Source organism: Novosphingobium aureum (genome assembly GCF_015865035.1).
In the GTDB taxonomy this organism is placed as follows: Bacteria; Pseudomonadota; Alphaproteobacteria; order Sphingomonadales; family Sphingomonadaceae; genus Novosphingobium; species Novosphingobium aureum.
The window spans coordinates 1,842,890-1,865,329 of the sequence record NZ_JADZGI010000001.1 but is presented as its reverse complement, the minus strand read 5'-3'; the positions used below and the strand labels follow the sequence as shown (position 1 = coordinate 1,865,329).

Annotated in this window: 17 protein-coding genes and 1 tRNA gene; 4 read left to right on the top strand and 14 right to left on the bottom strand. The window is 66.9% G+C overall.

Features of this window, described 5'->3' with window-relative positions:
• Positions 1-55: 55 nt before the first annotated feature.
• Positions 56-3,613 carry an error-prone DNA polymerase gene (locus I5E68_RS08800; RefSeq protein WP_197162997.1) on the bottom strand — a complete coding sequence of 1,186 codons (3,558 nt, stop codon included), beginning with the start codon at positions 3,611-3,613 and terminating at the stop codon, positions 56-58.
• A gap of 159 nt (positions 3,614-3,772) precedes the next feature.
• On the opposite strand from I5E68_RS08800, the gene I5E68_RS08795 reads away from it, so the two are divergent.
• Positions 3,773-4,621, top strand: a complete 849-nt coding sequence (locus I5E68_RS08795) for a pirin family protein (protein ID WP_197162995.1) — start codon at positions 3,773-3,775, stop codon at positions 4,619-4,621.
• A gap of 78 nt (positions 4,622-4,699) precedes the next feature.
• Here the strand turns inward: I5E68_RS08795 and I5E68_RS08790 are convergent, their stop codons facing one another.
• Complete coding sequence (locus tag I5E68_RS08790; protein ID WP_228726900.1) at positions 4,700-5,128, bottom strand: ribonuclease HI; 429 nt, start codon at positions 5,126-5,128, stop codon at positions 4,700-4,702.
• Between the two features lie 114 nt (positions 5,129-5,242).
• Here I5E68_RS08790 and I5E68_RS08785 point away from each other — a divergent pair, with 114 nt between their 5' ends.
• Complete coding sequence (locus tag I5E68_RS08785; RefSeq protein WP_197162993.1) at positions 5,243-5,704, top strand: hypothetical protein; 462 nt, start codon at positions 5,243-5,245, stop codon at positions 5,702-5,704.
• A 38-nt stretch (positions 5,705-5,742) separates the two neighbouring features.
• Here the strand turns inward: I5E68_RS08785 and I5E68_RS08780 are convergent, their stop codons facing one another.
• From I5E68_RS08780 to I5E68_RS08770, 3 genes are all read right to left on the bottom strand, one after another.
• Positions 5,743-7,305 carry a Y-family DNA polymerase gene (locus tag I5E68_RS08780; RefSeq protein WP_228727113.1) on the bottom strand — a complete coding sequence of 521 codons (1,563 nt, stop codon included), beginning with the start codon at positions 7,303-7,305 and terminating at the stop codon, positions 5,743-5,745.
• A gap of 58 nt (positions 7,306-7,363) precedes the next feature.
• Positions 7,364-8,206, bottom strand: a complete 843-nt coding sequence (locus I5E68_RS20130; protein ID WP_228726899.1) for a hypothetical protein — start codon at positions 8,204-8,206, stop codon at positions 7,364-7,366.
• Positions 8,207-8,449: 243 nt separating this feature from the next.
• Complete coding sequence (locus tag I5E68_RS08770) at positions 8,450-10,000, bottom strand: amino acid permease (protein ID WP_197162991.1); 1,551 nt, start codon at positions 9,998-10,000, stop codon at positions 8,450-8,452.
• A gap of 220 nt (positions 10,001-10,220) precedes the next feature.
• Between I5E68_RS08770 and panB the strand changes: the two genes are divergently transcribed.
• Positions 10,221-11,093 carry a 3-methyl-2-oxobutanoate hydroxymethyltransferase gene (gene panB / locus I5E68_RS08765; RefSeq protein ID WP_197162988.1) on the top strand — a complete coding sequence of 291 codons (873 nt, stop codon included), beginning with the start codon at positions 10,221-10,223 and terminating at the stop codon, positions 11,091-11,093.
• Between the two features lie 166 nt (positions 11,094-11,259).
• Here the strand turns inward: panB and I5E68_RS08760 are convergent, their stop codons facing one another.
• From I5E68_RS08760 to I5E68_RS08740, 5 genes are all read right to left on the bottom strand, one after another.
• Positions 11,260-11,658: a VOC family protein gene (locus I5E68_RS08760; RefSeq protein ID WP_323982122.1), complete on the bottom strand. Its 399-nt coding sequence runs from the start codon at positions 11,656-11,658 to the stop codon at positions 11,260-11,262.
• Positions 11,659-11,796: 138 nt separating this feature from the next.
• Complete coding sequence (locus I5E68_RS08755; protein ID WP_197162986.1) at positions 11,797-13,575, bottom strand: tetratricopeptide repeat protein; 1,779 nt, start codon at positions 13,573-13,575, stop codon at positions 11,797-11,799.
• Positions 13,576-13,675: 100 nt separating this feature from the next.
• Positions 13,676-15,052, bottom strand: coding sequence for a PEP-CTERM-box response regulator transcription factor (gene prsR, locus I5E68_RS08750; RefSeq protein ID WP_197162983.1), 1,377 nt, complete (start codon positions 15,050-15,052; stop codon positions 13,676-13,678).
• A complete protein-coding gene (gene prsK, locus I5E68_RS08745; RefSeq protein WP_228726898.1) occupies positions 15,052-17,202 on the bottom strand; it encodes an XrtA/PEP-CTERM system histidine kinase PrsK in 2,151 nt (716 codons plus the stop codon). The genes prsR and prsK overlap by 1 nt, the downstream gene beginning before the upstream one ends.
• A gap of 7 nt (positions 17,203-17,209) precedes the next feature.
• On the bottom strand, positions 17,210-18,595 hold the full coding sequence (locus I5E68_RS08740; RefSeq protein ID WP_197162981.1) for a TIGR03013 family XrtA/PEP-CTERM system glycosyltransferase: 1,386 nt from the start codon (positions 18,593-18,595) through the stop codon (positions 17,210-17,212).
• A 304-nt stretch (positions 18,596-18,899) separates the two neighbouring features.
• Between I5E68_RS08740 and I5E68_RS08735 the strand changes: the two genes are divergently transcribed.
• Positions 18,900-19,421, top strand: coding sequence for a hypothetical protein (locus I5E68_RS08735; protein WP_197162979.1), 522 nt, complete (start codon positions 18,900-18,902; stop codon positions 19,419-19,421).
• A gap of 21 nt (positions 19,422-19,442) precedes the next feature.
• Here I5E68_RS08735 and I5E68_RS08730 read toward each other — a convergent pair whose 3' ends face one another.
• The 4 genes from I5E68_RS08730 to I5E68_RS08715 all read right to left on the bottom strand — a co-directional run bounded on the left by I5E68_RS08730 (position 19,443) and on the right by I5E68_RS08715 (position 22,416).
• Positions 19,443-20,789: an amidohydrolase gene (locus I5E68_RS08730; RefSeq protein WP_197162977.1), complete on the bottom strand. Its 1,347-nt coding sequence runs from the start codon at positions 20,787-20,789 to the stop codon at positions 19,443-19,445.
• 94 nt (positions 20,790-20,883) lie between these two features.
• Positions 20,884-20,967, bottom strand: a tRNA-Leu gene (locus I5E68_RS08725).
• 118 nt (positions 20,968-21,085) lie between these two features.
• Complete coding sequence (locus I5E68_RS08720; protein ID WP_197162975.1) at positions 21,086-21,460, bottom strand: hypothetical protein; 375 nt, start codon at positions 21,458-21,460, stop codon at positions 21,086-21,088.
• 134 nt (positions 21,461-21,594) lie between these two features.
• The gene (locus I5E68_RS08715; RefSeq protein WP_197162973.1) at positions 21,595-22,416 is read right to left on the bottom strand and encodes an inositol monophosphatase family protein; all 822 of its coding nucleotides are present in this window, start codon (positions 22,414-22,416) and stop codon (positions 21,595-21,597) included.
• Positions 22,417-22,440: the final 24 nt, after the last annotated feature.

Sequence of the window (22,440 nt, the reverse complement as noted above, 5' to 3'; positions counted from 1 at the left end):
AATTATCGCTAAGGAGCCTCCCCTTGAGCGAGAAAAGCGCCACAAGGGCTCATTTCTAATGGAAATCGCGTGATCTCGGGATCACGCGTATGTCGCGCGGGTGACCCCGGTGATAGCCGCAGTCGCGGTTGCCGGGTCCGGGCGGCTGCCATGGCTCGACCGGCTCGAAGGCCCCGTCCGCCTCCCCCCTCGCTCCCTTCCCCGCGATCTGCTCGGCGCGCGAGGGCAGCGGATTGCGCACGTGGTCGGCGCGCGCGATGCCGGATGGCAGCATGTCCTCGGAAAGGCGGTGCAGTTCGGCGCTGGCATCGGTGAGGTGCGCCGCGATCACGTGGATCACCTCGTCGTCGTACTCGACCCGGCCGCGCACCTCCATCAGCCGCGCGCCCATGATCACCCGGCGCTGCTTCTCCATCTGGTCGGGCCACACGACGATGTTGGCCACCCCGGTCTCGTCCTCGAGGGTGATGAAGCACACCCCCTTGGCGCTGCCCGGGCGCTGGCGGATCAGCACCACGCCCGCGACCTGAACCATCGCGCGAAACTTCTTCTGCCTGAGGTCGCCCGCGCGCACGAAGCCGCGCTCGGCCAGCGAGGCACGCAGGAAGGCCATGGGGTGCGCCTTGAGCGAAAGACGCTGGGTCTGGTAGTCGGCGACCACTTCCTCGCTCAGCGGCATCCTGGGCAGCTGCGCGATCGTCCCTTCCACGCCCTCGTCACGCGCCTGCGCGGCGGCGAAGAGCGGCAGGTCGGGCGCAGCGACGAGGCTGCGCGCATCCCACAAGCCCTGCCGGCGCGAGAGGTTCATCGAGGCGAAGGCATCGGCGGCGGCGAGCCGCTCGACCAGCGCGGGCGAAAGCCGGGCATGTTCGCGCAGCTGCGCTACCTCGCGATAGGCCCCGTGCACCTGCCGCGCCGCAACCAGCTTGGCCGCGCCATGCTCGGGAAAGCCGTCGATCTGGCGCAGGCCAAGGCGCAGCGCGATACCGTCGCGCCCCGAGCCGGGATGCCCGACACCGTCGCGCGCACCGCCCGGGCCCGCACAGGGCTCGAGCGTGCAGTCCCAATCCGAATGATTGACGTCGACTGGCAGCACCGTGACGCCATGCTCGCGCGCATCGCGCACGATCTGCGCAGGAGCGTAGAAGCCCATGGGCTGCGAATTGAGCAATGCGCAGGCGAAGGCGGCGGGAAAGTGGCACTTGAGCCAGCTCGAGACATAGACGAGATGCGCGAAACTGGCCGCGTGGCTTTCGGGAAAACCGTATTCGCCGAAGCCCTTGATCTGGTTGAAGCAGCGCTCGGCGAAGTCGGGATCGTAGCCGCGCGCAATCATGCGACCGACCATCATGTCCTGCAGCTCCGAGACCATCCCGCGCGAGCGGAAGGTCGCCATGGCCTTGCGCAGCCGGTTGGCCTCGGCGCTGGAGAAGCGGGCGGCATCGAGCGCGATCTTCATCGCCTGCTCCTGGAAGATCGGCACGCCCAGCGTGCGCGCGAGGATGCTGGTCAGCTCGTCGGGCGGGCCGTGCTCGGGCGCGGGCGCTGGGATCGCGACCTGCTCCTCGCCGCGCCGCCGCTTGAGGTAGGGGTGGACCATGTCGCCCTGGATCGGCCCGGGCCGCACGATCGCGACCTGGATGACGAGATCGTAGAACTCGCGCGGACGCAGGCGCGGCAACATGTTCATCTGCGCGCGGCTCTCGACCTGGAACACGCCCAGCGAGTCCCCCTTGCGCAGCATGGCGTAGGTTTCCGGGTCCTCGCGCGGGACCGTGGCAAGCGTCAGGTCGCGAGCGTGATGCGCGCCGAGCAGATCGAGGCACTTGCGGATGCAGGTGAGCATGCCGAGCGCGAGGACGTCGACCTTGAGGATGCCGAGCGCATCGATGTCGTCCTTGTCCCACTCGATGAAGGAGCGCTCGGGCATGGCCCCGTTGCCGATCGGCACGGTCTCGACGAGCGGCCCCTGGGTGAGGATGAACCCGCCCACATGTTGCGAAAGATGTCTTGGCATTCCAATCATCTGATCCGTCAACTTGAGAACGCGCTTGAGGTGCGGATCGGTCAGGTCCATGCCCGTTTCGGCGACATGCTTCTCGCCGATCTCGCGTCCGTGCCCGCCCCATACGGTCCGCGCCAGCGCGCTGGTGACGTCCTCGGACAGGCCCATGGCGCGCCCGACCTCGCGGATCGCCATGCGCGGGCGATAGTGGATCACCGTGGCGCACAGGCCTGCCCGCTGGCGGCCATAGCGCCGGTAGATGTACTGGATCACCTCCTCGCGCCGCTCATGCTCGAAGTCGACGTCGATGTCGGGCGGCTCCTTGCGCTCCTCGGAGATGAAGCGGTCGAACAGCAGGGCGTGGCGCGCCGGGTCGACCGCGGTGATCTCGAGGCAGTAGCACACCGCCGAATTGGCCGCAGAGCCGCGCCCCTGGCACAGGATCGGCGGATCCTGTGCCCGCGCGAAATCGACGATGTCCTTGATCGTGAGGAAGTACTTGGACAGCGCCAGCTTGCCGATCAGCGCCAGCTCGCGCTCGAGCGTCTCGCGCACCGTCTCGGGTATCCCTTGCGGATAGCGCCGCGCCGCGCCTTCCCAAGTCAGGGCCTCGAGCTGTGCCTGCGGGTCGCGCCCCTCGGGACAGATTTCCTCGGGATATTCGTAGTGCAGCTCCTCGAGACTGAAACGGCAGGCGTCGGCAAGCTCGCGCGCGGCGGCGATGGCGTGAGGCCAGCGCGCGAAGAGACGCACCATCTCCTGCGGCGACTTGAGGTGGCGCTCGGCATTGGCCTCGAGCAGCCAGCCAGCGCGTGCCACCGTGGTCCTGTGCCGGATCGCGGTCATGACGTCATGCAGCGGGCGCCGCTCGGCGGCGTGGTAGAGCACGTCGTTGGTCGCCAGCAGCGCGAGACCGTGTTCGCGCGCCATGGCGTCAAGCGCCTCGATCCGCGCGACGTCATGGCCCAGATGCAGGTAACTGGCGGCAAGATGGCGCATGGTGGGCAAATGGCGTGCGAGCGGGCCCAGCAGCTCGGCGAGGGTTCCGCTGAGCGTCTCGACCGCCGCCGCGCCGCTTTCGCCCCCCAGCGCGACCACGTTGCTCGTCACCGCGATGGTGAGGCGGGTGTCGAGGTCGCGCGGCGGCACCAGCACGAGATGGACGCCCTCGCCATGCGCGGCGAGCATCGCCAGCGAGATCTCGCACACGCCCTTGTCCTGCCATTCTCCCGCCAGCGTGCCCATGCGCCCTGCCGAGATCAGCGCGCAGAGCCGCCCATAGGCCGCCCGGTCGGAGGGATAGGCGAGGAAGACGAGCCCCTCGACCGTCTCGATCCGGCAACCGATCACCGGACGCAGCATGAGTTCGTGCGCCTCGGCATGGATGCGCACCACGCCCGCCATCGAATTTGCATCGGCGATCCCCAGCGCATCGTAGCCCAGACGATGCGCCTCGCTGACAAGGTCGACCGGGTCCGAGGCGCCGCGCAGGAAAGAGAAGCAGCTCACCAGCCCCAGCTCGACGAAAGGCGCGCGCGCAGGCGGCGTCACGCCGTCGGGATCGACGGTGACGTGGCGGCGGTCGGGCGTGAGCGGGGCTTCGGGCATGATCGAAAGGGAATCGCGAGGGACAATTGTTCCTTATATGTTCTCATCTCCGCCTACGCCAGTTCCAAGGCGACACTCGTAATCCCGGCACTCGTAATCGCGGCAGGGCTCCCTATCTGGCACCGATCCCCCAACCCTTGGAGCAGACGGGAGAAATCCATGCGCCAGATCATCCGCCAGCACCCTGCTCTGCGCGACGACATCGCCGACCTCACCACCCGGCGCCCGCTGCCGAGCCGCGATCTGCCCCAGCTCGATCCCTTCCTGTTCCTCAACCACCACGGCCCGCAGACCTATCCTGCGGGCAATGGCGGCCTGCCCTTCGGCCCGCATCCGCACCGCGGCTTCGAGACGGTCAGCTTCATTCTCGCGGGCGAGATGGCGCATCTCGACAGCGGCGGGCACGAGAGCGTGATCGGCGAAGGCGGGGTACAGTGGATGACCGCAGGCTCGGGGCTGGTCCATGCCGAGATCTCGCCCAAGAGCTTCAGGCAGACGGGCGGACCGCTCGAGATCCTGCAGCTGTGGGTCAACCTGCCTGCCGCGCTCAAGATGTCGCACCCGGCCTATACCGGGCTGCAGGCCGCCGACATTCCCGCGATCCCGCTCGAGGGGGGCACGCTCAACCTGATCTCTGGCGAGTTCGCGGGCCGCGCTGGGCCTTTCGCCTCGCTAACCGGCGTCGCGATGATGACGCTCGAGCTGGAGGCGGGCGGCAAGGTCACCCTCCCCGCACCGCAGGGGCGCACCGTGTTCCTCTACGTCGTCGCGGGCGAGCCGCTGGTACAGGGCACGCGTGCGCATGAAGCGCATCTTGTGGAACTGGACCAGGGCGGCGACAGCGTCGAGATCGCCGCCGAGGGACCCGTCAGGCTGCTTTACGGCCATGCCGACCCGATCGGCGAACCCGTTGCCGCGCATGGCCCCTTCGTGATGAACACCCGCGAGGAAATCCACGAGGCGATCCAGGACTATCAGGCCGGCAAGTTCGGCGCGGTCACGCTCTAGCCGAACCGCCTCACGATATCTATAAATTATAATTATAACAGATATTTAAAACTAATTATTAAAGTCACATGGCAGAAATCAGCGCGGATGGCGGCGTGCGAGTGCGATCCCGGCGAGGTTCTGGCCACGCCTGATCCAGCGCAGCCGCACCGGCGGACCCGCCTCGGCCAGCGCGTGAAAGCGCGTCGCGTGCACTCCCTCGGCACGGCCGGTTGCCAGCACCTCCTGTGCCTTGCCGACCACCGCCAGCGCATCGCCGAGCAGGACCGCATCGTCGAGCCCCTGCGCACGCACGATCGAGAGCGCCTCGATCAGCGCCAGCCACTCGGCATCGAGGCTCCCGCCCTGCCCCATGTCCGAGAAGAGATGAACCTCGCCGCGCACCACCACGGCCGCCTCCATCCGCCCCGGATTGGGCCGGCATCCCCCGTCGAAATAGACCTTTGTCCTGCCACCCGGCATCGCCGCGCCTTCATCCTGCTGCCTTGGAACGTCGCGCCATGCCATGCGCGCGCGCCATGGCAAAGGGGGCGCGGATGGGTTCGAGCGCACGCACCTCGCGCATATGGATTTGAGCGCAGGTCCGGCCTAGGCTCGGTGAGCTGGAAGAATGGGGCTGCTATGAGGACCTGCCTGATTGTCGCGAGCCTGCTGTGCCTCGCACCGATAGCCGCATCGGCCGGGGAACTTGCCGGACCTGCGCGCTTTTGCGGATATTCTCCGGTCATCGACCTCCTTGAGGGCGAGAAGATCGAGACGCTGCAAGGCGGCATCCATGGCGGTTCGTTCCGCTGGCATGGCGCATTCGGCATCCTCGATGTCGAGGGCATCGGTTGGGCAAGGCGCCCGAAGGGGCGGATCGTCGCGACCGTCAGGGACGATGAACCTGCACGTTTCGCACAGCGACGCACCGCAGACGGGTACGAGATGGCGATCTGGAACGGCGCGCATGGCGCGGCCTATTTCCGGTCGGCCAGCCCGTTCACCCGCGAGCAATTGAACGCCATTGCGCGCGTCAGGCTCTTCGAGGAAGGTCAGGAACCCGAGGGCTGCGCGCTGCGCACGGTATTTGTCTGGGAATGAGGGGGCGTCCGCGTCCAGCCTGCGCCAGAGTCAGGACTCTAGCCGAACAGCCCCTGCAGGAACCATGCGGGGATGCCGCCACGGCCGTCGCCGATGACGCCGCTGCGGTAGATCCAGTAGCGCCGGCCGAGCGCGTCCTCGATGCGGTAGTAGTCGCGAAGGCGTACCATGCCGCGCTCGCGCCACCACTCCGGGGCGATGCGTTCGGGGCCTTCGGAGCGCAGCACGTCGTGCGTCTCGCCGCGCCAGCGGAACCGTCGAGGAAGGCCGTCGGGAGTCTCGTAGATGACCGATATCTCCTCCGGACTATCCAGAATTTTCAATGGCCTGAACTGGAAATCGAAGAATCCCTGCGAGGTCCTTTCGGGCTCCAGCGGGCCCTGCCAGCGCTGCGCGCGCTCGGGCAGGTGGCTTTCGCGCGGGACCGGGCGGCGCACGCTGGCAGCGCCCAGCCTGACGACGAGGCGGTCGATGCAGGCGGCAAGGCTGGTGCCCCTGTCGGCGATGCCCTCTCCACCGGCAAAGCCATCGCCCAAGTCCCCGGCGGCGCGCTGTTCGAGATCGCCCTGTGCGAGCATCAGCGGCTCGCACCAGGGGCTGCGCAGGCGCACCATCTCGATCCCGAACCCGGCATCGACGTCCTCGAGCCGCCGCGCGAAGAGGCGCGCGAGATGCGCGGCCTCGCGGGTGGGTGCGGCCATCTCGACCCGGCGCACGACGAGCTCGCCATCGACCTTCCACAGCCCCAGCTCGAGCCTGCGCGCGCCGAGCCCCTCACCCTCGAGCACGCGCTCCATGTCGGCGGCAAGATCGGCGACGACGCGCTCGAGCAGCTGGCGATGGCGGATCGGCTCCATCAAGCGGCGCTGGACCAGCGGGGCATGGGTGACCAGGACCGGCAAGAGCGGCTCGGGCACCCGGCCCAGGATCTGGTCCATGCGCATGAGCGGATTGGCGCTGGCCGAGCGGCGGTTGCGGAAACGGCGCGCCAGCGAATCGCGGGCCAGTCCGTCGAGGTCGCCCAGCCGCTTAAGGCCGAGCCGGCGCAGCAGCGTGAGCACGTCCTCGTCGAGCCTGAGCGCCGCGACCGGTAGCCCGGCGAGACGGCGCACCGGATCATCGCCGGAACGCAGGATCGCGTCCGCTGGCCCATGATGCGCCAGCGCCCAGGCTGCTCCGGCGGTCGGCGCCAGCGCGCAGCGCACCGCCAGCCCGCGCCGCGCGAAGCTTGCCGCGGCATCGGCGAGCAACGCCTCCTCGCCGCCGAACAGGTGCGCAGCCCCGCTCACGTCGACCAGCAGCCCGTCTGGCGGGTCGAGCGCGCTCCACGGCCCCCAGCGCATCGCCCAGGCCGCCAGTGTCTCGAGAAAGGCAAGGTCTCCAGCGGGATCGGAAGGCGCGACGGCGAGCTGCGGGCACAAGGTGCGCGCATCGGCGAGCATCATCCCGGCTCGCGCGCCTGCCTCGATCCCGGCGGCATTGGCAGCGGCGATGCGCGGCCCGTGCGCGGTCTCGGCAATCAGTGCGGTGGGCGCGGCATCGACGCCCTCGCCCTCGGCGAGCCCCGCGCCCAGCCGCCAGCGGTCGAGCGCGAAACGCATGAACCAGATCGCGAGAATGCGACGCGGCTGGCGTGCGTCCTGCGCTGCCCCCTCCCGCTCAACCGGCACGCCGGGGCTGCGCATCGGAAGTGAGCGGCGCGCTGACAGGTTCGGGGCCATGGTCCATGGCAGTTTCAGCCTCGGGTCCGGCCTTTTCTGCACCGTACTTGGCCGCCATCAGCCGCCCGGCCTGCTCACGCAAGGTCCATTGCCCGGGCGGGTAACGCCGGGCGCGAAACAGCTCGGCCTGCCAGGCGGGGCTGCCCGGTGCCTGCGGGTTCCAGCGCGGCGGCGGCGAGGCCGCGCTCTTCGCCTCCCAGCGCATCCGCGCCGACGAGAGGTCGCGCCGGGCATCGAGACGCACCAGCCAGAAGGGCACGCCATGCCGCTCGGCGGCGAGGCCGAGGCGACGCGAGGCGGTCATGTCGAGCGCGCGCGGGTTCCCGGTAATCTCGCCGATGACGAAGGCGAGGTCACGGCAGCGCAGCCCTTCCTCGAGCGCGAAGAGCGCATCGGCGGCATCGCGGGCGGCGACGTGGACCAGCCGGTGGCGCAAGTGTTCGGGCAGGCCGGGGCGATAGGGGCGCCCGCTGCGCCGCAGTGCCTCGCGATCCTGCACCCAGAGCCACCTGCGCTCGTCAGGCGTGTCGGCGAGCGGGTCGGGCACGGCCGCGCGCTGGCGGTCGAGCGCGAGCGCGAGGGCCAGCGCGGCGCCCGCGCCCTCGTCGGCCCGGGCGAAGATCTCGCCATGCGCGACCTCGCCTCCTTGCGCTCCCGCGCCCAGCCCCGGACGCCAGCCTTGGGCATCGCGCGCGCCCAGTTCGGCGAGCAGGAGATCGTGCCGCTCCCCCTCGCGAAGAGCGGCAGCGGAAATGGCGGAAAGGGCAGCTGTCCTGGACATGGGATCGCACCGGCTTGAGAACGGAACCTGAGTTATGTTCCTATTATGTTCTCACTGCGCCGGGGTTTCAAGCGCGATTTGGCCGGTGCCTTGTGGGCAGGCCTGTGGAAAAACGGTGGAGGAAGAGTGCATGACCTGCGCACAAGCTGTGCACGCGCCATGCGCAAACCGGCCGCAAGCCAACGAAAAAGGGGAGCCCGCAGGCTCCCCTTTCCCTTGTCGATGATAGACTTGCCGGCGCGATCAGTCGATCGGCGGGACCGGCTGCGGCGGCGCATCGGCGTCGCTCTCGTGGACCTCGACGAGACCGCGCCCGACGTGACTCTTGCGATAGCCGTAGGCGAAGTAGACGACGAGGCCGATGCCGCCCCAGACCGGCAGCACCATCTTCGCCTCGAACGGCAGGTTGGCGTAGAGCCCGAGGCAGCCCAGCGCGGCGAGCGGCGCGACCACCCATACCAGCGGGGTCCGGAAGGGACGTTCACGGTTGGGCTGGGTGCGGCGCAGGATCAGCACCGCGATCGCCACCATGAAGAAGGCGAACAGCGTGCCCGAGTTGGAGATGTCGGCAAGCTGGCCGACCGGCAGGAAGGCGGCGAAGAAGGCCACCGCGACGCCGGTGATCATCGTCACGATGTGCGGGGTCTTCCACTTGGGATGGATCGCGGCGAGCTTCTCGGGAAGCAGGCCATCGCGCGCCATGACGAAGAAGATGCGGGTCTGGCCAAAGAGCATGATCAGAATGACCGAGGGCAGCGCCAGGAAGGCGGCAACGCCGATGAGGTCACCTAGGCGTTCCCAGCCGACCGCGCGCAGCACGTGAGCCAGCGCCTCGCGCGAGCAGACCAGCGGCTCGGTCGCGGCAGCGGCAATGGCCTTGCACTGTGCAGCCATCTCGGGCGTACCCGGGGCGAGGACCTCGCCTCCCGGACCCGAAACCGGCTGCGCGCCGATCGCACCGATCGCACCGGCGGCGACGAGCAGGTAGAACACGGTGCAGATCACGAGGCTGCCGATCAGGCCGATGGGCACGTTGCGCTGCGGGTTCTTGGTTTCCTCGGCCGCGGTCGAGACCGCGTCGAAGCCGACGTAGGCAAAGAAGATAGAAGCTGCGGCACCCACTGCACCAAGGCCTGCGCCATGGCCGTTGCCGAACCAGCCGTTGGGCATGAAGGGCTCGAAGTTGGCACCCTTGATGACCGGCAGCGTCAGCGCGATGAACACGGTGAGAGCGGTGACCTTGATCGCGACGAGGACCGCGTTGACCCGCGCGCTCTCGGTCGTCCCGACCATCAGCAGCGCGGTGACCAGCAACGCGATCACCAGTGCGGGCAGGTTGACGATGCCATCGGCATAGGGTCCGACGATCAGCGCATGGGGCAGTTCTATGCCCCAGCTGTGCAGCAGGCCGACGAAATAGCCCGACCAGCCGACCGAGACCGCGCTGGCCGCGACCGCGTACTCGAGGATCAGCGCCCAGCCGACCATCCAGGCCAGCAGTTCGCCCATCACCGCGTAGGTATAGGTGTAAGCCGAGCCCGAGACCGGCACCATCGAGGCGATCTCGGAATAGCACAGCGCTGCCACGCCGCACACCACGGCGGCGATGACAAAGGCCCACATCATGCCGGGACCGGCCTTCTGTGCTGCCTCGGAGGTGAGCACGAAGATACCCGTGCCGATGATCGCACCGACGCCCAGCAGCGTGAGCTGCACGGCACCCAGGGTGCGATGGAGTGATTTCTTTTCCGCCGTGGCCAGAATGGCGTCGAGCGGCTTGACGCGTCCGAACATGTATGGGGGATCCCTGAATTCGTTATTGGGGCAGACGCTACCGCACTGCGACCGCTTGGCAAGGGCCAACAGCGCGCAAGGCGCGGGACTATGCCCGGAAAATCCGTCCTCTACCCTCGATGCGACTTCGCGAAGGTCACGCACCCGTCCCGATAGATGCGGGTAAACTGCATCAATGCGGCGTTTGCCCCGGCCCGAATGCCCGGCTACAAGCCCGCCCATGTCCACGACTTTCCAAATCGACACCGCGACCAGTCGCGCCACGCCCACCCCCGCGCCGATGAAGCGCCTGACGATCCCCGCGATCCGCCGCCGCAAGAAGGACGGCGTGACCGCAGAGCCGATCGTCATGCTCACCGCCTATACCGCGCGCCAGGCGCAGTTGCTCGATGCGCACTGCGACCTGCTGCTGGTCGGCGACAGCCTCGGCCAGGTCATCTACGGATTGCCCTCGAGCGTCCCGGTCACGCTCGACATGATGATCAACCACGGCGCGGCAGTGGTGCGCGGCAGCTATCATGCGGCGGTCGTGGTCGACATGCCTTTCGGTACCTACGAGCAATCCCCGCAGCAGGCTTTCGAGAACGCCGCGCGCCTGCTCAAGGAGACCGGCTGTGCCGCGGTCAAGCTCGAGGGTGGCGAGGCCATGGCCGAAACCGTCGCGTTCCTCTCGCAACGCGGCATCCCGGTGATGGGCCATGTCGGCCTCACGCCCCAGGCGGTCAACGTGCTGGGCGGCTACAATGCGCGCGGACGCAGCGATGCCGAGGCCGACAAGATCGTTGCCGATGCCAAGTCGCTCGATGATGCAGGCGCTTTCGCAGTGGTGATCGAGGGCGTGGTGGAGCCCATCGCGATCGCCGCGACCAAGGCCATCGCCTGCCCCTCGATCGGCATCGGCGGTTCGGCCCAGTGCGACGGACAGGTGCTCGTCACCGAGGACATGTGCGGCATGTTCGAACGCGTACCGCGCTTCGTGAAGCGCTACGCCGACATCGCCGGGCTGATCTCGGGCGCGGCTGAGACTTACGCCGCCGAAGTGCGTGCGCGCAGCTTCCCCGGCATCGAGCAGACCTACCAGCCCAAGAAGTAAGCGCGCTTTCGAGGTCAGGCAGGCCCTGTGCCCAGGGTCAGGACCCTAGGCCGCGCGGACAAATTCGGCAGTGACCGGAGCGACCGACTTGGGGTGGATTGCAGACGTTCGCGGGATCGCGTGATCGAAATCCGCTAGGTTTAGAAGCAGACCCGTACTGGACGGATCAGGCAGGAAAATGAATTCCGCACAGTTTGTTGCCGTCGGGATCACGAAAATAAGCCAGTTCGATGGTGCCCATGGAGGCAGTTTCGCGAGGTCCGGGCGGAGCTTCGATCGAGGTTCCGCCAGCGGCAACAGCGGTATCGTGAAGCTGCTTCACCTGCTCGGGCGAGTCGCAGGAAAAGGCGACCGTACTGCCGTTGGCGACACTTGCCGGTTCGTCGTTGATCGGCTGGCTGACGATGAAGTTGGCTCCGTTGCCGTTATTGTAGATCAGACGGATATGGCCGCTGTCGGCGATGTTCCGCGTCCCTTCCCCTGCACCCAAGGTGCCGAGCACCGTGTCGTAGAAGCGCTTGGATCGCTCAATGTCGTTCGATCCGACCATGGTGTGAAAAAGCACGCATACTCTCCTGAAGGCTTATCAACTTCCGATCGCCATTAGCGGTCTTACCTAACAGGCACGTAACCTGCAGTCACCCCCGGCCCTCGGAATGTCCGCAATCGGTCGAAACCGGACATTCGAATTTGGCTATGCCCCCTAGGTGCTGCCCGCCTCGCTCTCGCCCAGCATGGCGCGGGTTCGCTCGATGAGGCTCGTTGGCCCGACCATCTTCCCGGCCTTGTCGAGCAGCGCCGCGGCCATGCGCGGATCGCCGCCACGCGCGGCCTGAGCATAGGCCAGCGCCTGCGTCGCGAGCGGGTTCGAGCGCTGGAGGCGGTAGGCGGCCCACGCCGTCGCGCGCGCGGCCTGCGCGTCGCCCTCGCCAACCTCGAGCACGACAAGCTCCGAGAGCAGCCGCACGTCGCTGCCCTCACCGTTCGCGCGCAGCCATGCGAGAATGCGGCGCGCGCGCGCGATGTCGCCAAGGCCTGCCGCCTCGCTCGCGGCCAGACGCAAGGCCGCATGGCTCTGCGGGTTCTGCCCAAGGTAGTCGCCAAGCAGCGCGTGCGCAGCCTCGCTGTCCCCGGCTGCCCTGAAGGCGCGATAGCGGCGCAGGAACAGGCTTTCGGGGTGGCGGATCGCGGCGGCGCGCGCATAGCGCTCCTGTGCGAGGCGCGGCTTGCCTGCGGCGAGTTCAGCGTCGCCAGCCAGCGAAAGGTTGTCATAAAAGCCGGCATCGCGCGCCAGTGCGGCCTCGGCTTCGCTGCGCGCCGCCTGCGGCTTGCCCTGCGCCAGCAGGTCGCCGATCCGCGACGTCGCCCCGACCACACGCAGCGACGCAGTGCGCATGCGCGCGGCACGATCGAGCAGTTCGCCCGCCTTGCCCCGCTCGTCGAGCGCCTCGTAGGCACGCGCGACACGGGTCAGCAGGTAGGGCGAGGCATCGTCGCGCGCGACATCCTCGGCAAAGCGCAAGGTGAGATAACGGTATTCCCCACTGCGATAGATCGCGGCGGCAAGCAGGTCGCGCGCCCGGCGGTTGTCGGGACGCGCGCGTAGCACCGTCTCGAGCGCCTCGGATGCCGCTGCCGGGTTGCCAGCGACGAGATCGAGCAGGCCCTGCAGCAGCAAGGTGCCCGGTTGACCGTCGAGCGCACCGCGCGTGCGCATCAGCAGCCTGCGGGCAAGCGCATAGTCACCCGCGCGCGCCGCGATCACCGACTGGATGTAGAAGGCGCGCGGGTTCGTCGGCTCGCGTGCCAGCGCCTCGCGCGTCCGGGCGAGCGCCTCGCTTGCCCTGCCCAGTTCGGCCAGCGTCGCTGCTTCGTCGAGCAGCACGGGCACGAAGTGCGGCTGCTGCGCGCGCGCGCGTTCGAACCAGGGCAGCGCGGCCCGCAAGCCCCGGCTGTCGCGCACCAGTTGTCCCTTGAACTGGAGCGCGAGCACGTTGTCCGGCGCGAGCTCGAGTGCATGCTCGCCCGCCGCGATGGCAGCGAGATGCTGGCCTCGAACGTAACGAAGCCGCGCCAGTTCGATCCAGAGGCCCGCGTCGTCAGGGCTGAGGGCGAGCGCCTTGTCGAAAGCCTGCGCCGCCGCATCGAGATCGCCATCGATCCGCGCCAGCTGCGCCCGCGCCCGCCAGCCGGGAGCGGCGCTGCTGCCTGAAAATTCGCCCGGTGCGAGCCATTCGCGCGCACGGTCGGGATCGTTCTGCGCAAGATAGGCCTCGCCCATCCAGGCAGCGACGTCGCTGCGCTGTGCGCCGCTGTCGAGAGCGGCACGCAGCTTCATCTCGGCCGCAATGCCGTCTCCGCGTGAAAGCGCCTTGCGTGCGGTCTCGATCAGACCCGCCACGTCCTCGCGCGCTTCGGCCTTCCCGGCATCACCCGAGGATGCGCCGAAGAGGCTGCCGGCATATCCCGGGGTACTGGGCACGAGGCTCAGAACGGCAAGGGCACTGCAACCCGCCAGTACTGTGCCCAGAACGAGTGCGAAGCGTGCCTTGCTGCCTCTTGCGACCGTGCCCGCGTGCTCCTCAGGCCTGAAGATCGTACTGCTTGAGCAGGTCATAAAGCGTGGGTCGGCTGATCCCGAGCATCTTGGCGGTACTGGAAATGTTGCCTTCGCTGCGCGCGAGGGCGTGGCGGATCACCTTGCGGTCGGATTGCTCGCGCGCGCTCTTTAGGTTGAGCGCGTTGATCACCTGTTCGTCGGGTTCGAGCAGGTCGAGGTCGGCGGCGCTGACCAGCTTCTCGTCGGCCATGATCACCGCACGCTTCACGCGGTTTTCCAGCTCGCGCACGTTGCCCGGCCATGACCAGGCATCGATCGCTGCCAGCGCATCGCTGGCGAAGCCGCGCACGCGCGGATTCATCTCGGCGGCGAACCGGGTGAGGAAGGACTTGGCGAGAAGCGTCGCATCGCCGGGCCGCTCGGCAAGGCTGGGGATCTTCACCACGATCTCAGCGAGACGATAGTAGAGGTCCTCGCGAAAGCGATTCTCGGCAATCATGGCGTCGAGGTTCTGGTGGGTGGCGCACACGATGCGCGTGTCGACCGGGATCGATTCGCGGCTGCCCACACGCTCGATCACGCGCTCCTGCAGGAAGCGCAGCAGCTTGACCTGCAGCTGGAGCGGAATGTCGCCGACCTCGTCGAGGAACAGGGTACCGCCCGCGGCCTGCTCGATCTTGCCGGGCGTGGTCTTGACCGCGCCGGTAAAGGCGCCCTTCTCGTGGCCGAACAGCTCGCTCTCGAGCAGGTTCTCGGGGATCGCGGCGCAATTGATGGCGACGAATTCGCCGCCCGAGCGGTCACTCGCCTCGTGGAGCCCGCGCGCGAGCAGTTCCTTGCCGGTCCCGCTGGCGCCGAGCAGCATGACCGAGACGTTGGTGTTGGCAACGCGCTCGATGGTACGCGCCACGCGCAGCATCTCGGGCGCGGCGGTGATCATGCGACCGAGCACCTTCTCGTCCTTCGCCACCCGCGAGGCGAGACGGCGGTTCTCCTCCTCGAGGCGGTGCACCTGCAGCGCGCGGCGGACGATCAGGCCCAGCGAATCGATGTCGACCGGCTTCTGGTAGAAATCGTAGGCCCCTTGCGCGATGGCGCCGAGCGCGCTCTCGCGCGCGCCATGGCCGCTGGCGACGATGACCTTGGTATCGGGCTTGAGCGCCATGATCTCGTCGAGCACCGCGAAGCCTTCGCTGGTGCCGTCGGGATCTGGCGGCAGGCCGAGATCGAGCGTCACCACATCCGGAACCTCCGAGCGCAGCGTGGCCAGTGCGGAGGCGCGGTCCCCTGCGACGAAGACCTGAAAGTCCTCGTAGGCCCACTTGAGCTGGGCCTGCAGGCCGGGATCGTCCTCGACGATCAGCAGCTTGGGCAGCTGGTCCGCACGGTTCTGGCTCATCAGGCTACTTTCTGGTCGTTACGAGTGAGTGTCTGGTAAATCCCCGCCGCAGCGGCGAGCGGAATGTGGACGATGAAGCGCGAGCCCAGCCCTTCGCGCGATTCGACCTCGAGCCGTCCGCGCATCGCACGCACCAGTTCGCGCGCCTCGAAAGCGCCGATGCCGAAACCGCCCGACTTGGTCGAGACGAAAGGCTTGAACAGGCGGTTGCGCACGAAGTCGGGCGACATGCCGCAGCCGGAATCGACCACCTCGAAGCGTGCGTTGAGGCCCTCGGCGGTGACCGCAACGAGCACCGGACTGCCCGGCTCGCCTGCATCGACGGCGTTCTGCACGAGGTGGACGAGCACCTGCTCGAGCGAATGGCGGCTGGCGGTGATCTCGAGGTCCTGCACCTCGGTCGCGCTCACCTGTGCCGCGCCGCGGAACCGCTCGAGCACGGCATCGAGCACGTCAGCGGTGCGCAGGGCCTCGAGCCGGTCGGCCCCGCCCCCCTCGATCCCGGCGTTGCCGTAGCGCCCGAGGCGCGCGATCAGTGCGTTGAGCTTTTCAGAGGAATTGCGCAGCGTCACCAGCATGTCGGCGCGAAACTCGGGCTTGTCGGCATGCAGTTCGGCATTGCGCGCGAGCAGGCTGAACTGGCTGGCGAGGTTCTTGATGTCGTGCATCACGAAGGCGATGCGCCGGTGGAAGTCCTCGAAACGGCTCGATTCGGCGAGCGCGAGCTGACTGGCGTTCTCGGAGAGATAACTCGCCAGCTGCTGGCCGACGACGCGCAGTAGGTCGAAGTCCTCCCAGTCGAATTTGCGCACGTATTGCGGGCGCGCCAGCACGACCACGCCGACAAGACGCTCGTAGTGCACCAGCGGGATCACCGCCCATGCACGCGCGTCCTCGCGCAGCCATGCAGGCATCTCGGGTTCGACCATGTCCTCGGCGGGAAGGCACCCCTCGCGCAGGTCGTCGAGATCGACGATGTAGCCGGTGCGTTCGAGTGCAAGCTGGCTCTCGAGCGGCAGCGCGGTTGCGGGGACCTCGATTGCGGGCCAGTTCCAGCGCGCGGCCAGCGTCAGCTCGCCCTGCTCGCCGGGGCTCAGCAAAAGGCCTGCCGGACTTTCGAACAGGTCGCCGAGCGAGCGCACCACGCGCTCGCCGAGCGGAGGCGCCCCCTCGCCCGCACCACCGATGGTACGGGTAAAGCGCAGCCATTCCTCACGATAGTCGTAGCGGTGCTGGAAGAAGTGCTTGGTCAGGACCACCCGCAGCCAGGCGCGCAGGCGCCGCGAGGGCAACACCACCAGCGCCATCGCGCTCGCCAGCGTCAGGAAGGCGAGCTCGACCAGCCGCGCGAAGTTGCCCCCGGCATAGGAGAGCCACTGCGCCACCGCTACCATGCCGACGAGATAGACCCCGATGACGAGCAGCGAGAACGTCTGGAAGGTCACCGCACGCGAGGGACGAATGCGCAGGTTCTCGCGGTTGTGCGCGACCGAGAGTCCGACGAAGACCGCCAGCGCAATGGCTGCCAGCCCGCGCAGCGCGCCCAGTTCCGCGGGCCATCCGCTGGAAAGATAGGCGATGGTGTAAAGGTTGAGATCGAAGGCCCAGAGCACTGCAAGGCCGGTCGCGGGCCAGCGCAGGGCCCCGCGCGCCTCGCGCGAGCCGCCGACGTAGAGATTGTGAACCAGTACCAGTCCGCCAACCGTGACGAGCAAGCGGAACAGCACGTTGAACTCGAAGACAACGTGCATCACCCGGCCCTCGAGCGCGAGCCAGGCGAGGCCGACGTCGATGCCAAGGTGCGTGAGCTCGACGAAACCGAGCGAGACGATGACCGGACGGATCGGTGCAAGGGTATCGTGGCGCCCGTCGCTCTCGAACAAGCGGTAGATGACGAAGAGCCAGCCGAGATTGCGTGCGCTTTCGGCCAGCGAGCCCCAGGGAGCGCCAAGCGCCCCGAGCGATCCGGCGGCTATGGTGATGCTCCAGATCGCGGTGAGCAGCAGTGCCGTCAAGGTCGCGGTTGCGGCAATGCCGAGGCGCTGGCGGCGTGGCCACAGGACAAAGGCCACGGTCGCGAGCGCGATCGCACCGCTCAGGTAGAAGCCGAAGGCAATGGTCGTCCAGATCCCGGCCTGTCCCATGATCATGCCACCCTCATCGCGCGCCGTCGTTCCACAGGATCACGCGCAGTGTCTGCAGGATGATCAGCAGGTCGAGGAACGGCGTGTAGTTCTTGGCGTAGTAGAGATCGTATTCGAGCTTGTTGCGTGAATCCTCGACCGAGGCGCCATAGGGATAGTTGATCTGCGCCCAGCCGGTGATGCCCGGCTTGACCATGTGGCGTTCGGCATAGAACGGTAGATGGTGCTCGAGATCGGTGACGAATTCGGGACGTTCGGGGCGTGGACCGACGAAGCTCATGTGACCCTTGAGCACGGTCCAGGCCTGGGGCAGTTCGTCGATGCGCACCTTGCGGATGAAGCGCCCGATGCGCGTGATGCGCGGGTCGTTCTCGGAAGCCCATTGCGCCCCCGCGACCTCGGCATCGGTGCGCATCGAGCGCAGCTTGATCACGTCGAAGCGCTCACCGAACAATCCGACACGCGACTGGCGGTAGAAGGCAGGCCCCTTGCTGTCGAGTTTCACCAGCAATGCGAAAAGGACGATCAGCGGTCCGGTCAGGATCAGCATCGCCACGCTGATGACAATGTCGAAAACGCGCTTACCCGCGCTGGCGAAGACCTGCCCCGACGAAAAACCGTCGGAAAAGATCAGGAAGCTGGGATTGACCGTGGCGAGGTCGATGCGCCCGGTCTCGCGTTCGATGAAACTGGAAAACTCGTTCACATTGACGCCAGTGGTCTTGATGCGCAGCAGATCCTGCAGCGGCAGCGCATTGCGCCGTTCCTCCAGCGCCAGCACCACCTCGCTGACATCGCGCCGTTCGACGAAACGGGTGAGATTGGCGATCTCGGAGCGTGGGCGCGCGCATTCGACGAGCGGCTCGGCATCGCTCATGTTGACGAAATCGACGATGACGAAACCGCTTTCGGGCCGCGCGGCAAGCTCGGAAAGGCGCTGTGCCCGCGTACCCGCACCAAGCACGACGATGCGCCGGCGAAACGCCTGCATTCCCAGCATCGCGCCGAGCGCCAGCCGATTGACCATGAGCAGTACCACGGCAAGCGCCATCGAGTAGGCCAGCGTCGAACGCCAGAAATTCACACCAGGAAGGACGAAATCGACGAAAGCGATGGCCAATACGCCGAGCGAGACCGCAACCAGCAAGCGCGATCCGGCAAAACGCATGGAGCGCAGGCACTCCGCCCCGTAGACCCCGACACCGACCATCGCCAGAACGAGCACCGAGGAAAAGGCGAAATGGAGACCGAGCCGCGCCAGCAAGGGCCCGGGCGAAATGCCAATCTGGCTCGTTCGCAAGTGCCACGATATCTCGCTGGCCAGTCCGAGCAGGACGAAATCGACCGCCCCCAACAACAGCACCGCGTGCGGAATATAGTGTTTAAAGAGGCGAACCATTGTCGCTCAGTGCCATCCTGCGGTGGTTTTACTCGCCAGCAGACTTAGCCCCCAAGGCGTAAAATGTCGGTAAATCTGACAGAGCATTTCGTATGGTCTTGGCCGTTACCCCCGCGATTTGCAAGAAATCACCTCAGTTTGTCGGCATGGTTTACACACGGCTGCCCGCGAGGCTCCCCTGATCCGGGCTGCTCATGACAAACCACTGCAACTCCCTGACGAATTGCACGGCCTTCATGGTTAAGGAGCTCGGGCGATGAAAACGATTGTGATTTCTTAACCGATCAGCTGCCATAGCAGCGCCATGAAATCTGTTCGCTCGGGTCGCACCAAGTCGGATGGGCCATCGCTCAAGAAGATGTCGGTGCACTTCGCCGTCATTACGCTGGCCCTGACCGCAGTTCTCGCCATGTTTGCCCAGGAGCACAATCCGGGCTCCGGGCACGATGAGCCCGTGGGCGAAGAACAGCCGGTCGACGAAATCGCAGCCGCTGCGCAAGGCCAGTCGAGCAACCAGATAGCCATTGCCTCGCCGCGTGCAGTCAAAGGCAGCTTCGGACCCGACCGAGCGATCTCTCGCGGTGGCGGCAGCATCGCGGCCTATGACGACGGCGGCTATGCGCAGGCATCTTCCTCTGCCACGGGCGGGGTCCCGGTGCCCGGCGCCATTGGCCCCTTGCCCGAAGGCATGACACTGGAGGAATGGCTCGCGCTCCATGCCTCGCCTGAGCAGGGCATGGCGCAGGTTGGAGCAACACAGGCACAGATCGATGCCCTGATCGCCCAGTCGCAATTGCGCTCGGGTGCCGCGAGCGGGATCAGATAGGCTCGTCGCCTCCCTGCAAATTCAGCGTCCCAACAGCCGCAGCGCGGTCAGCGTGATGGCCTGCGATGCCGAGCCGATCACCTTGTCCGCTTCCGGCGCCCACAAGGCGCTGTGCAGCGAAGGCAACGGCGTACCATTGGCCTTGGCGGCATCGTACTTGACCTGGGGCACGCCGCCGACCCAGAAGATGATCGACTTGATGTGATCCTCGTCGGCGCGCCGGAATTCCCCGAAATCCTCGCCCCCCATGACCGAAGGCATGACCGAGACCATGTCCGCGCCCATTTCGCCCTGGAGCGCATCGACGGCCTGCTGCGTGAACTCGGGCGAGTTCCAGGTCGCGCGGGTATAGAGTTCCTCGTGCGTGACCTCGGGGAGGTTTTCCTCGGCTACCCCGGCTGCTATTGCCTCGCCCCTTGCGATGCGTGCGATACCGTCGAGCAGGTGCTTGCGGGTCGCGTCCGAATAGCTGCGCACGGTTAGTTCAAGATGCGCATTGTCGCCGATGATATTGTGCTTGGTCCCGGCGTGAAACGAGCCGACGGTGACCACGACGGGATCCTTGGGGTCGATCTCGCGCGAAGCGAGCGTCTGCAGCTTCATCACGATCGAACTGGCGATGACGATGGGGTCGACTGTCGTATGCGGATAGGCGCCGTGCCCGCCGCGCCCCTTCACCTCGATGTCGACGCTGTCGACGTTGGCGAAGGTCCAGCCGATTGCTGCTCCGACCTTGCCGGCGGGCATGCCCGCGCTGTCATGGAAGGCCAGCGTGTAATCCGGCTTGGGGAAGCGGGTGTAGAGCCCATCGGCGAGCATCGCGCGCGCGCCCTCGCCCAGTTCCTCGGCTGGCTGGCCGATCATCACCAGCGTTCCCGACCACTTGTCCTTGTGCGCCGCCATCAGCCTTGCGGTCTCGACCCATGCGGTCATGTGGGTGTCGTGGCCGCAGGCGTGCATGATCCCGCTCTCGATCCCGGCGGTCGAGACCCCGCGCTCCTTCGAGGCGAAGGCCAGTCCGGTCTGCTCGGTCACCGGGAGGCCGTCCATGTCTGCGCGAACGAGGACCGTGGGCCCCTCGCCGTTGCGCATCACCGCAACGATACCGGTGCCCCCGACGCCTTCGGTGACTTCGTAGCCTGCATCGCGCGCAAAGGCGGCAAGCTTGGCCGCCGTCTTGACCTCCTGCTTGCTCAGTTCGGGGTGAGCATGAAGATCGCGGTAGATTTCCATTAGCCCGGGCATGTCGCGTGCAACCTGCGCCGCCACCGGATTTGCCTCGGCACAGTGCGCGGTGGACGAGAGGGCAAATGCGCAGACCGAAACCGTCGCGGCAAGTCGAAGCGATGCTGAAGTGAGGCGTTTCATGCGTGCGAAGCTATGCGGCACGGACCGACACAGCAAGATATCACGCAAGCATAGTCCCCGGACAGATGCGCAATGTTGTTCAACCGCGCAGTGCTGGTGCCCCTGGCCCGACTCGAACGGGCACGCCTTTCGACAAACGATTTTGAGTCGTTCGCGTCTACCATTCCGCCACAGGGGCACGGGATGAGCCGCGGACCACTAGCCGCACCGCCTCGCGCGTTCAAGAGGCATAACGCTATCTTGCGAGAATGGCGCCGGATCGACCGGCGAGCGTATGCTAAAAGGAGGGCAGTGCCCTAGAAAGACCAGTCCATCCCCACGTGGACTATGGGCTTCTTGGTACCGTCGCGATGCGAACCAAAGGCACCCACCTCGAATTGCGGGCCCTCGTCGAGCGGACGATAGCTCCAGTTGAGTTTTATCTTGTCGTCGCCCGAGAGCTTGTCCTGATCGGTCGCAGTTAGCTCAGCGTCACGCAGGCGGCTGGCGGCAGTCTCAGCCTCGGCAAGTCCGGCAATATCGAAGACGGAACTGCTGGCCGATACGGGGATAGTCGCGGCAGGAGCTGCAAACTCTGCGACGGGCGCGGGCTGGGCACGTAAGATCGAGGGATACAGGGCGAAGGGCACCAGCAGTGCAAGGGCCAGGGCGCGATCCAGACCTCTTGCCATGCGCCAAAACTCCTGTTGCTCCACGAGAGAGTAACAGGACTGGAGGCAAAGCGGTCCGGCAATATCGCGCGATAGAGCCGAACCGTTCGATTCGAGCGCCGGAACGCTGTATCACGTTCCGGCTGACTGGAAGGTCAGGCCTTGAGCGCGCCTGCGAGCAGCTTGTGCAGGCGCGAGTGCAGCGCGTCGTTACCAGCGAGGATTTCCTCGTCGTGGAACGGCATCGAACGGCCCTTCCAGTCCGACACGAAGCCACCGGCCTCGCGCACGAGCAGGCAGCCCGCCGCGGTGTCCCACGGCTTGAGGTCCGCTTCCCAGAAGCCCTCATAACGGCCCGAGGCGACCCAGGCGAGATCGAGCGCGGCCGAGCCGAAGCGGCGGATGCCGGCAACGTTGGGCGCGATCGCCTGATAGATGCGCGACCACTGCGCGACGTTGCCATGGCCTGCGAAGGGCATGCCCGTGGCGATCAGGCTCTCGTCGAGGTGACGGCGCGAGGAAACGCGCAGGCGCGCATCGTGCAGCCACGCGCCGCGGCTCTTCTCGGCCCAGAAGCTCTCGTCGGTGATCGGCTGGTAGATGAGGCCGGCAGTGACCTCGCCCCAGCCCTTGCCGTCGAGACGCGGCTCCTGCACCGCGATCGAGATCGAGAAGTGCGGGATGCCGTGCAGGAAGTTGGTGGTGCCATCGAGCGGATCGACGATGAAGCGCGGCTTGTTCGGGTCACCCTCGATCACGCCGGCTTCCTCGAACAGGAAACCCCAGTCGGGGCGCGCGGCGCGCAGTTCGTCCCAGATCGTGCGCTCGGACGCCTGGTCGGCCTTCGAGACGAAGTCGGCCGGGCCCTTGCGCGAGACCTGCAGGTGCTCGATTTCGCCGAAATCGCGGCGCAGGCGCCCACCGGCCTTGCGGGCCGCCTTTTCCATGACGCGAATGAGACCGGAAATAGCGGCCATGACGTTGTACTCTACTGCTGGGTC